The organism is Allocatelliglobosispora scoriae (genome assembly GCF_014204945.1).
Taxonomy (GTDB): domain Bacteria; phylum Actinomycetota; class Actinomycetes; order Mycobacteriales; family Micromonosporaceae; genus Allocatelliglobosispora; species Allocatelliglobosispora scoriae.
In genome coordinates this window covers 2,551,692-2,562,320 of record NZ_JACHMN010000002.1, presented here as the reverse complement: position 1 = coordinate 2,562,320, position 10,629 = coordinate 2,551,692, and the positions used below count along the sequence as shown (strand labels likewise).

The 10,629-nt window shown below is 70.3% G+C and carries 8 protein-coding genes; 6 read left to right on the top strand and 2 right to left on the bottom strand.

Features of this window, described 5'->3' with window-relative positions; genetic code table 11:
- The first annotated feature begins 15 nt into the window (after window positions 1–15).
- Window positions 16–549 carry a flavin reductase family protein gene (locus F4553_RS17060; protein ID WP_184837191.1) on the top strand — a complete coding sequence of 178 codons (534 nt, stop codon included), beginning with the start codon at window positions 16–18 and terminating at the stop codon, window positions 547–549.
- Between the two features lie 8 nt (window positions 550–557).
- Window positions 558–1,916 (top strand): cytochrome P450, encoded by a 1,359-nt coding sequence (locus F4553_RS17055; protein ID WP_184837189.1) that lies wholly within the window; start codon window positions 558–560, stop codon window positions 1,914–1,916.
- Window positions 1,917–2,034: 118 nt separating this feature from the next.
- Here the strand turns inward: F4553_RS17055 and F4553_RS17050 are convergent, their stop codons facing one another.
- Window positions 2,035–3,387, bottom strand: coding sequence for an aldehyde dehydrogenase family protein (locus F4553_RS17050; protein WP_184837188.1), 1,353 nt, complete (start codon window positions 3,385–3,387; stop codon window positions 2,035–2,037).
- Window positions 3,388–3,798: 411 nt separating this feature from the next.
- Between F4553_RS17050 and F4553_RS17045 the strand changes: the two genes are divergently transcribed.
- Window positions 3,799–4,488 carry an O-methyltransferase gene (locus tag F4553_RS17045; RefSeq protein WP_184837186.1) on the top strand — a complete coding sequence of 230 codons (690 nt, stop codon included), beginning with the start codon at window positions 3,799–3,801 and terminating at the stop codon, window positions 4,486–4,488.
- Window positions 4,489–4,542: 54 nt separating this feature from the next.
- Window positions 4,543–5,271 (top strand): DNA alkylation repair protein, encoded by a 729-nt coding sequence (locus F4553_RS17040; RefSeq protein WP_184837183.1) that lies wholly within the window; start codon window positions 4,543–4,545, stop codon window positions 5,269–5,271.
- Window positions 5,272–5,326: 55 nt separating this feature from the next.
- Here the strand turns inward: F4553_RS17040 and F4553_RS17035 are convergent, their stop codons facing one another.
- On the bottom strand, window positions 5,327–5,581 hold the full coding sequence (locus F4553_RS17035; RefSeq protein WP_184837181.1) for a phosphopantetheine-binding protein: 255 nt from the start codon (window positions 5,579–5,581) through the stop codon (window positions 5,327–5,329).
- A gap of 249 nt (window positions 5,582–5,830) precedes the next feature.
- Between F4553_RS17035 and F4553_RS17030 the strand changes: the two genes are divergently transcribed.
- Window positions 5,831–8,806, top strand: a complete 2,976-nt coding sequence (locus tag F4553_RS17030; RefSeq protein ID WP_184837179.1) for a non-ribosomal peptide synthetase — start codon at window positions 5,831–5,833, stop codon at window positions 8,804–8,806.
- 203 nt (window positions 8,807–9,009) lie between these two features.
- Window positions 9,010–10,617, top strand: coding sequence for a tyrosine 2,3-aminomutase (gene cmdF / locus F4553_RS17025; RefSeq protein ID WP_246466381.1), 1,608 nt, complete (start codon window positions 9,010–9,012; stop codon window positions 10,615–10,617).
- The last annotated feature ends 12 nt before the right edge of the window (window positions 10,618–10,629 follow it).

Sequence of the window (10,629 nt, the reverse complement as noted above, 5' to 3'; positions counted from 1 at the left end):
GGCAGGGAGGTACGCGTGAAGGAGCACTCCGGACCGTCCGATGCGGCGGCCGACACCGATCTGTTGCGACGGGCCCTCGGGACCTTCGCGACGGGGGTGACCGTGGTGACCGTGGGGGGTGAGACCCCGCACGCCATGACGGCCAACTCGTTCACATCGGTGTCGCTCGATCCGCCGCTGGTGCTGGTCTGCGTGGAGCACAGCGCGGTCATGCACTCGAGCCTCCTGGCCCGCGGCACCTTCGGCGTCTCCGTCCTGGCCGCGCACCAGGAGCCGGTGGCCCGGCAATTCGCCAGTCGACTGCGTCCGCTGGGCCTCGCCCAGTTCGACGCCGTCGACTGGCGGCCCGGTCGGCTCACCGGCGCACCGCTGATCGAGGGCGCGCTCGCGCACCTCGAGTGCGGCCTGTGGCGCAGCTACGACGGCGGCGACCACACCATCTTCGTCGGCACCCTGCTGTCGGTGGAGAAACAAGCCGACTCCGACGCTGTGGTCTTTTTCCGCGGGCGGTTCCGGCAGCTCAGCCCGGACCTCCCCGCGCAACGATAGGTGGCGAGATGACTAGCGAGATGACGATCCGGCGGAACCCGCCGGGTCCCAAGGGCATGAAGCTGCTGCGCGCGCTCATGCAGCTCAACAGCGATCGGCTGGGCATGATGACGTCGGCGGCGACCTACGGGGACGCCGTCAAGATCGGCATGAACCCGAAGCCGTTCTACTTCTTCAACCACCCCGACTACGCCAAGCACGTGCTCAGCGACAACAGCCAGAACTACCACAAGGGGATCGGGCTCGTGCACGCCCGGCGAGCCCTCGGCGACGGCCTGCTGACGAGCGAGGGTGATCTGTGGCGCAAGCAGCGCAAGGTGATCCAGCCGGTCTTCCAGGCCAAGCGCATCGCCGCACAGGCCGGTGCCGTCGCCGAGGAGGCGGCCCGGCTGGTCGAGCGGCTCCGGGCGCACCAGGGCGGCGCACCGATCGACGTGGTCCAGGAGATGACCGGACTCACCCTCGGCATCCTCGGCCGGACCCTGCTCGACGCCGACCTCAGCGGGCACGAATCGGTCGGGCACGCCTTCGAGGCGATGCAGGACCAGGCGATGTTCGAGCTGTCGTCGATGAGTACGGTGCCGATGTGGGTGCCGCTGCCCAAACAGCTCCGCTTCCGCAAGGCGCGGACCGAGCTCCAGGGGATCGTCGACGAGCTCGTGGCGGAGCGGGTCGCCGCCGGTGAGCTCGGCGACGACGCGCTGTCGCGGCTCATCCTCTCCACCCGGGAGGAGACCGACCCCCGGGTCGCCAAGGAGCGGATGCGCGACGAGCTGGTCACCCTGCTGCTCGCCGGGCACGAGACGACGGCGAGCACGCTGGGCTGGACCTTCCACATGCTCGACCGGCACCCGGAGGTCTGGGAGAAGCTGCACCAGGAGGCGGTGACGGTCCTGGGGAACCGGCTGCCGGTCTATGAGGATCTGCTGCGGCTGCCCTACACGACGCAGGTGCTCAACGAGGTGATGCGGCTCTTCCCGCCGGTGTGGATGCTGTCGCGGGTGGCGCAGGCCGACGACGAGATCGCGGGTTATCGCGTACCGGCCGGGGTTGATGTCTTGATCTGCTCCTACACGCTGCACCGGCACCCGAAGTTCTGGCCCGACCCCGAACGGTTCGACCCGGAGCGGTTCAACCCCGCCAACACCGCCAACCGCGCCCGGTACGCCTACCTGCCCTTCGGTGCCGGACCGCGCTTCTGCGTCGGCAACAACCTGGGAATGATGGAGGCCGCTTTCGTGACCGCGATGGTCGCCCGGGAGTTGCGGCTCACCACGGTGCCGACGCATCACGTGGTCCCCGAGCCGATGCTCTCCCTGCGCATCCGCGGCGGTCTCCCGATGCACGTCAAGTCCATCGCGCTTTAGTGACGTTTTGCAGCGAAGCGTGGCCATCTCACTTCCCCAGGCCACGCTTCGCTGCAAAACGTGTCGGGGGACGGCGGCGTGAGGCCCAGCCGCGAAGCGCGGCCTCACGCCCCCGGTGTCACCGCCGGGCGCCGTCCCCGATGCCGGACGCCTTGAAGCCGCTGCTGGGGAGCCACTGATAGGCGGTCCGGTATCCATTGACCCGGGTGGTGCCCGCAGGCACCGCTCGGGTCAATCGCCAGGCCCGGGCCGGATCGCGCGTCCACACCCCCAGCCCCAGGCCGAACGGTGTGGCGTTGGCGAGGCGTACGGCGTCCGGCTCCGTGTCGAACGGCATCACCGCGATGATCGGGCCGAAGAGCCCGCGCTGGATCAGCGGTGAGTCGAGCGTCAGGTCGGTGACGACGGCCGGACTGAGGAAATAGCCCGGCAGCGCGTCGGGGTGGATCCGCTGCCCGCCGGAGTAGAGCGTCGCCGACATCGCGACCGACGAGAGGTAGGCGGCGAGCAGTTCACCGGCGCCGGGCGTGACGATCGGGCCGATCCGGTTCCGCGGGTCCGCGGGGTCCCCGACCGGCAGCGCCCGGAAGGCCTCGGTGAGTCGGTCCAGCATCTCCCGGTGATGGCGCCGGTCGACGAGGACCCGCATGCAGGTCATCATCATCTGCCCGGCGGTGACCGTCGCACCCGCCGCGGCGGACCGTGCCGCACCCGCCAGGTCGGCGTCGGCGCAGACGATGATCGTGCCCTTGCTGCCCAGCTCGAAGACGGGCCGCCGGACACCCTGCCCGGCGCTGCGGAGGATCTGCGCCCCGGACCGGGCCGACCCGGTGAACGCCACGGTCCGGATCGCCGGGTGGCCGATCGCGGCCCGCCCCGCGCTCGCGGGACCGGCCAGCACCTGCGCCGCCTCCTCGGGGAGCCCGGCGGCCCGGCCGAGGGCGAGCACCCGGTGGGTGATGTTGGTCGTCTGCGGTGCCGGTTTGATCAGCGCGGTGGCACCGGCGGCGAGGGCGGGTGCCAGGTCGCGCAGCAGCAGCAGGAGCGGCCAGTCCCACGACACGACGAGCGAGGTGACGCCGACCGGTTCGCGGATCAGGTGGGCCACGAGGGGGTCGCCGCCCCGGTCGAGGCGGTGCGCGATCCTCGCCGCGTAGGTCAGGGCGGCGGCGCTGTCGCGTACCTCCCGGTGGGCTTCGGTGATCGTCTTGCCGGTCTCGGCGACGAGGGCCGCGGCGAGCTGATCGGCGTACGCGATGATCGCCTCTGCCCAGCCCGCCAGCACCCGGTGCCGGCGCCGCGCGTCGGCGGACCAGCCGGGCAGTGCCGCCGCGGCGCGCTCGGCGGCGTCGCCGATCTCCGCTGCGCTGCTCGCCGAGATCCGGCCGAGCGGATCCAGGGTGGCCGGGTTGAGCGGTCTGATCTCCGCCTCCCGCTCCTGCTCCGGCAACGGCTTCTCCTCTGTGCTCACGGTGGGCATGTCCATCCCGGCTATCACGCTTCCTTCTCTGCGAGAGCGACCGTCAGCTGCGTGCGCCCGACCGTCACGTTGTGCAGCAGGACGTGGCCGTCTCACTGCGCGAGGCCACGTTCTGCTGCACAACGTGGCCGGGCGCGCGGCCGACTGACGGTTGCTCTCAGGCCGTCCCCAGGAACCAGAGCGTTCGCTACCGTGAGCTGCGGGTGCATCTCCCGCAATGCTTTTACTGGTTCATGCGGCCCTGATGGCCGCGTGCTGACCGGAAGACGGCGAGTGGGCGGCGGACAGCACTGTGGAGGATGCCCGTCCGTCGCAACGGGCGCGACGATGTTCACGGTCCGGCGGGGCCGGTGTGGGCGCTGTCCGCGACGGGCGACGCATGCCGGCCACGATGGAGGGGTCATGAGCAGCCCGGGACTCACCGAGGTCAAGTACGTTCCTGTCGACGCGGCCGTGCGCGACTATCTCGTGCGGTCGTCAACACCGGCCGATCCGGTGATCAGCATGCTGGCGGAGCGCACCGCGGCGGTCGGCGACGCGGCCGGGATGATGGTCCCGGTCGAGCAGGCCACCCTGCTGACGATCCTGGTCCGGCTCCTCGGCGCGACCACCGCGATCGACGTGGGCACCTTCACCGGGGTCTCGGCGCTGGCGCTCGCGCAGGGCATGGCGCCCGGCGGCCGGGTGATCACCTGCGATGTCACCGACCGCTGGCACCCCCTGGCCCGGGAGCACTGGGAGCTCGCCGGCATGGCGGACCGCATCGACTTCCGGCTCGGCGGAGCAGCCCGCACGCTGCGGGAACTCGCCGACCACACGATCGCGGACCTGGTCTTCATCGACGCCGACAAGATGAACTACCCCGTCTACTGCTCGCTCGCGATGGAGCTGCTGCGCCCGGGCGGGCTGCTCATCGTCGACAACGTCCTGCAGGACGGCTTCGTGCTCGATCCGGAGCTCGCCGAGGCCGGCCTGCCGCGCCGCTGCGCCGAGACGGTCCGCGATGTCAACGCCTCGATCGCCGCCGACGACCGCCTGGAAGCGGTGATGCTCCCGATCGCCGACGGGCTGACGATCGCCCGGAAGAAGTAGTGGGCCTCTCCCGGGAACATCTCAATCTTCGATGAGTCAGGATGGTAACTTGCGTTGGTGGATGTCACCGCCGAGCAGTACATACAACGGCTGGAAGCTCTGACCTCGCTGGTCGAACTCGAGAAGATCCATCGATACTTCAAGACCGGCGAAGGCGAGTACGCCGAGGACAACATCTTCATGGGCGTCCGGATGGGCTCCAACTTCGCCTTGGCGAAGGAGTTCGTCGACATGGACCTCGACGAGATCGAGAAGATGCTCGACAGCCCGATCCACGATGTGCGGGTCGGCGCCCTCAGCATCATGGGCAAGCAGTTCAACAAGAAGAAGACGACCGCGGCGCGCCGCAAGGAGCTCTTCGACCTCTACATCCGGCGGACCGACCGGATCAACAGCTGGGATCTCGTCGACCTCAGCGGCCATCACGTGGTCGGGGGCTACCTCTACGACTACGACCAGCCGCGGGATGTCCTCTACGACCTGGCGCGGTCCAAGGACTGGTGGGAGCGGCGCATCGCGATCTTCGCGACGCTCTACTTCGTCCGCAAGGGCGATCTGGACGACACGTTCGAGATCGCCGAGATCCTCGTCCACGACGACCACGACCTGGTCCAGAAGGCGGTCGGCGGGCTGCTGCGCGAGGCCGGCAAGACCGACCAGAAGCGGCTGCTGGACTTCCTCGACCACTACGCCAAGACGATGCCGCGGGTCGAGCTGCGCTATGCGATCGAGCACCTGACGCCGCAGCGCAGGCAGCACTACCTGGGTCTGAAGGACTCGTGAGACACCGCGAAGGGCGCCGGTCGAGCCGGCGCCCTTCGTGTGTGATCGATCAGCCCTACTCCGTGCCGCTCATCGCGACGACCGCCCGCGCAAAGGTGGGCAGGTCGGGGTCCTCGAAGAGGAGGCCCACGTCCACGCCGATGCCGAGCTCGTCCTCGATCCGGTTCACGATGCGAACCGCTGAGATCGACTGACCCTGAAGCTCGAAGAAGGTCGCGTCGGCGCGCCCCTCCGGCATACCCAGGATGTCGCGCCAGATCCCCTCGACATGCTGCTCGACCGCCGACCGGCTCAGCCCGCTCTCCGCCATGCGATGTGCTCCTTCCGCAAGTGACTGTGGGGCCGCCCGCCAGACCGCCCGGCCGCCCCAGTGGCCGGGCGGTCCAGCGCACCCCGCGATCAATGGTCGGCAGCGGCCGCACCGGGCGCATCCTTGCGAATGCGATCAGGCCAATGTGGACGAATCGTCGGCAGCGGGCTGTGACGCGGCGACCGCATTTCGTGAGAAGCACCCCCCGTCGAGACCGTGCCACGATGCCACGGTGGCAGGGGAGACAAGATGACTATGACTGATACGGCGCTCATTCGAGCAGGTCAGGCCGTTACCTCCTGCGCGCAGGACGGGCTGTGGCTGCTGGACCGGGTCGGGACCCAGACGGGCGCGCATCGGATCGCCCGTCGCTTCGATGCATCGGGTTACCTGGATCTGGAGTCGCTCGCCGCGGCGTGGGACGCCGTCCTCGAACGGCACGAGGTCCTGCGGAGCACGCTCGTCGAGGTCGACGGCCGTCCGGTGCAGCAGATCGGCAAGGCGGCGGTCGAGTCCTTCGTCGTCACCGACCTGCGCCACCTGGCCCGGCCCGATCGGGACGAGCAGGCGGACCGGCTCTGCGCCGAGCTCGCCGCCGAACCGATGGACCTGGCGGGCGGGCCGCTGGCGCGCCTGACGGTGCTCCGGCTCGACACCGCCGAGCAGCGGCTCGTCCTCGTCGCGCACCGCGCCGTCGCCGACGAGCGGTCGCTCTCGATCATCCTGGCTCAGCTCTCGGCCGACTACGCCGAGGCGGTCGCGCTCAGCAGCGTCACGGTCCAACCCGCGAGCCTCCAGTACGCCGACTACGCCCGCTGGCGCCGCGACGCCGACGCCGACCGGCCGGTCCGCCGGGACTGGTGGAGCACCGCGCTCACCTCGTCACCCTCTGCCCTCACCGCCGACCGTCCCCGCTCGTCGCGCCCGGTCACCGGCGGTTGCGGCACGCTGCGCTTCGACTGGGGCACCGACGCGGCGGATCTCCTCACCGATCTCTGCGACGACTCCGGCGCGACGCCGCTCGCGGTGCTGCTCGCGGGGTACCAGGGGCTGCTGCAGCGCTTCGCCGGCGAGGACCGGGTGGCGATCGGGGTCGCCTACCCGGTGCGGCCGCAGGCCTTCGCCGAGGTCGTCGGCCCCTTCGACAACCTGCTCGTCATCTCCGGCGACCTCTCCGACGGGCCGACCTTCCGCGAGCTGGTGGGCCGGGCCGAGGAGTCGCTGCGGGAGGCCTTCGACAACCGGGCGCTGCCCTTCACCCACCTCGTCCGGGCACTCAACGGCGACGGCGACCCGCGGCAGGGCGCCCTCTGCGACGCGATGCTGATCGTCGCGACCGAGCCCGAGGCCGAGCTGCGCCTCACCGGTGCCGCGGTGACCCGGGCGGAGCTGCGCACCGGTACGGCCGCAGCCGACCTGACGCTGACCGTGGAGCGGTTCACCGCCTCGATCGCCGGGTCGCTCGCCTTCCGCGACGACCACTTCGGTCCCGATGCGGCGGAGGTCCTCCTCGACCAGCTCGGCACCCTGCTGATCGCGGCCCTCGCCGCACCCGACACCAGGGTCGGCGACCTGCCGCTCGACGGCGTGGAGCGGTCCCGGGCGCTGGAGCTCGCGTCCAACCAGATCGGTGTCGGCGCGGCCGCCGAGGAGCCGGTGCATGAGCTCTTCCGCCGGATCGCGCAGGTCACGCCGGATGCGGTCGCGGTCTCCTGGCACGACGGCGAGCTCACCTATGGCGAGCTGGACCGCCGAGCGGCCCTGCTCGCCGGTCACCTCGCGGCGCTCGGCGCCCGCGGCAAGGCGGTCGCGATCCGGCTGACACCGGGGCCGAGCCAGCTCGCCGCGTCGCTCGGCGTGCTGCGGGCCGGTGCGCACATGGTCTGGTTCGGCACGGGTGACGCCGGTGAGCGGGGCCGGGTCGTCCTCGACGAGCTGCGCCCGGCCTGCCTGCTGCGCGAGGGCGACCCGGCCGGTGACGAGCTGGCCCGCTGGTTCGGCGAGGAGCTGGGCGGGCGCGTCATCGACCTCGCCACGCTGGACGCCGTACCCGTGCCGCCGCCGACCGAGCCGGTCTCGCTGGAGGAGCTCGCCTACGTCGCCTACACGTCGGGGTCGACCGGCAAGCCGAAGGGGATCGCCCAGACGCACGGCGCGTTCACGCAGTTCGTGGCGTGGCTCGCCGACTCGCTGGATGTCGGCCCCGGGACGCGGATCGCGCAGTGGGCGGCGCCCGAGCACGACCCCAGCCTCTGCGAGGTCTTCGCGGCGCTCACCACCGGCGCGACGCTCTGCCCGGTGCCGGAGAAGATCCGGGCGCACCCGGAGAAGTTCGTCGACTGGCTGGTCGAGAGCCGGATCACCTTCCTGCAGACCGTGCCGAGCTTCGGCCGGGAGCTGCTGAAGGTGTTCAAGCGCCGCGACCCGGCGGCCCGCACCGACAGCCTGCGCCGCCTGGTCCTGATGGGCGAGGCGCTCCCGCCGGAGCTGGTCAACGGCTTCCGGGCGGCGCTGCCGGGGATCGCGCTGGCAAACGTTTACGGCCCGACCGAGACGATCGCGGCGACCTGGCACGAGGTCACCGGCGACGTGGCGGCGACCGTCCCGATCGGCCGGTCCATCCCGGGCCGCCAGGTGCTGGTGCTCGACGAAGCGGATCGACCGTGCCCGGTGGGGGTCACCGGCGAGATCGTCATCCGCAGCCCGTTCGTCGCCCGCGGCTACATCGGCGACGAGTCGGGCGGAGGGGCCTTCCGGCCGGTCGACGGCGGGTCGTCGGGCCGGATCGAGAACGATCCGGAGCGCATGCGGTGCTACCGGACCGGGGATCTCGCCCGTCGGCGGGCCGATGGCCTGCTGGAGTTCCGCGGGCGGCGGGATCTGCAGGTCAAGCTCTACGGCACCAGGGTCGAGCTCGCCGATGTCGAGGCGGCCCTGGCCGAGCACGACTCGGTCGCGGAGTGCGCCGTGGTGCCGCTCACCGACTCGGACGGGTTGGTGATCCAACTGGTGGCCTTCGTCGTCCCTCGGCGCACGCCGTCCGGAGCGGACGCGGCCGGTGCCGACGCGTGGCGCACACACCTGCGCAAACGTTTCGGCACATCGATGCTGCTCGTCTCCTTTCAGACGTCGAGCAGCAGCTTGCCGCGCAATGTCGGCGGCAAGGTGGATCGGCGACGCCTCGCGGCGGGCGCGCGGGACAGCACCACAGCACGTCGGAACTAGGGCCTGTCTCATGGATCATGACGGGCTACGCCGGCCCCAGCCGACGACCGGCGGCGTCCGCGAAGCGCCTGAATACAACACCGGTATTCAGGCGCTTCGCGACCTTGCCGGATCGCCGCCTGGACTCCGGCTCGCCTCGCCATGATCCACAAGACAGGCCCTGCAGGCATGAGAGCTGCTACTCAAGGCATGGAGTGAGTGAGTTGGATCTGGACGAGACCGAGAAGTTGGTCGTTTTCAACGGCGAGACCCTGGACATCGCCGGCGTACGCCGGGTTGCCGAGGATCGTGCGCCGTGCTGGGTCTCCTCAACCGCGTTGGCGAAAGCCGCGTCGAGCCGGATCCAGTTCGAGGAGGTCGTTCGGCAGGGCATCCCCGTCTACGGTGTCACCACCGGCTACGGCGAGATGATCTACATGCTGGTCGACCCCTCGAAGGAGACCGAGCTGCAGACCAACCTGGTCCGCAGCCACAGTGCCGGTGTCGGCCCGATGTTCGCCGAGGACGAGGCGCGCGCGATTCTCGCCGCCCGTCTGAACGCGCTCGCCAAGGGCCACTCCGCCGTCCGCCCGGAGCTGCTGGAGCGCCTGGCTCTCTACCTCAACGTCGGCATCACGCCGGCGATCCCCGAGGTGGGTTCGCTGGGTGCGAGCGGTGACCTGGCACCCCTGTCCCACATCGCCAGCACGGTGATCGGCGAGGGCTACGTGCTGCGTGGCGGTGTGAAGACGCCGACCGGGCCGGTGCTGCGCGAGATCGGCATCGAGCCGATGGAGCTGAAGTTCAAGGAGGGGCTGGCTCTCATCAACGGCACGTCCGCGATGACGGGCCTCGGGGCTCTCGTCGTCGGGCGGGCCATGGACCAGGTACGCCAGGCGGAGATCATCACCGCTCTGGTGATCGAGACCCTGCGCGGATCGATGAGCCCGTTCCTGCCGGAGGGGCACAACATCGCTCGTCCGCACGCGGGTCAGATCGACACGGCGTTCAACATGCGGGCACTGATGCGGGGCAGCGGCCTCACCGTCGAGCACGCGCAGCTGCGCCAGCAGATCCAGGACGACAAGCAGGCTGGTACGGATGTCCAGCGCACCAACATCTACATGCAGAAGGCGTACTCGCTGCGCGCCATCCCGCAGGTGCTCGGCGCGGTCAGGGACACCCTCTACCACGCCAGCGAGAAGATCAACATCGAGCTGAACTCGGCGAACGACAACCCGCTGTTCTTCGAGGGCCAGGAGATCTTCCACGGCGCCAACTTCCACGGACAGCCGATCGCGTTCGCGATGGACTTCGTGATGATCGCGCTGACCCAGCTCGGCGTCATCTCCGAGCGGCGGACCAACCGCCTGCTCAACCGGCACCTCAGCTACGGGCTGCCGGAGTTCCTCGTCGCCGGCGATGTCGGCCTCAACAGCGGCTTCGCGGGAGCGCAGTACCCGGCGACCGCGCTCGTCGCCGAGAACCGGACCATCGGCCCGGCCAGCACGCAGAGCATCCCCTCCAACGGCGACAACCAGGACATCGTCAGCATGGGCCTGATCGCCGCCCGCAACGCCCGGACCATTCTCGGCAACAACCAGAAGATCCTCGCGGTGGAGCTGCTCGCCGCGGCGCAGGCGGTCGACATCTCGGGTCGCTACGACGGGCTCAGCGCACCCGCGAAGTGCGCGTACGAGCTGGTGCGCTCACTCGTACCGACGCTGGACCGGGACCGCTACATGGCCGACGACATCGAGACGATCGCCGCCGCCCTGACCCGGGGCGACCTGGTGCGGGCGGTCGCGCAGACCGATGTCGAGCTCCGCTAGCTGAGTAGGAGA

Bases quoted from the DNA above. Each gene is read 5' to 3' on its own strand.
- F4553_RS17055 (WP_184837189.1), top strand. From the start codon at position 558: ATGACTAGCGAGATGACGATCCGGCGGAACCCGCCGGGTCCCAAGGGC.
- F4553_RS17045 (WP_184837186.1), top strand. From the start codon at position 3,799: ATGAGCAGCCCGGGACTCACCGAGGTCAAGTACGTTCCTGTCGACGCG.
- F4553_RS17035 (WP_184837181.1), bottom strand. From the start codon at position 5,581: ATGGCGGAGAGCGGGCTGAGCCGGTCGGCGGTCGAGCAGCATGTCGAG.
- F4553_RS17030 (WP_184837179.1), top strand. From the start codon at position 5,831: ATGACTATGACTGATACGGCGCTCATTCGAGCAGGTCAGGCCGTTACC.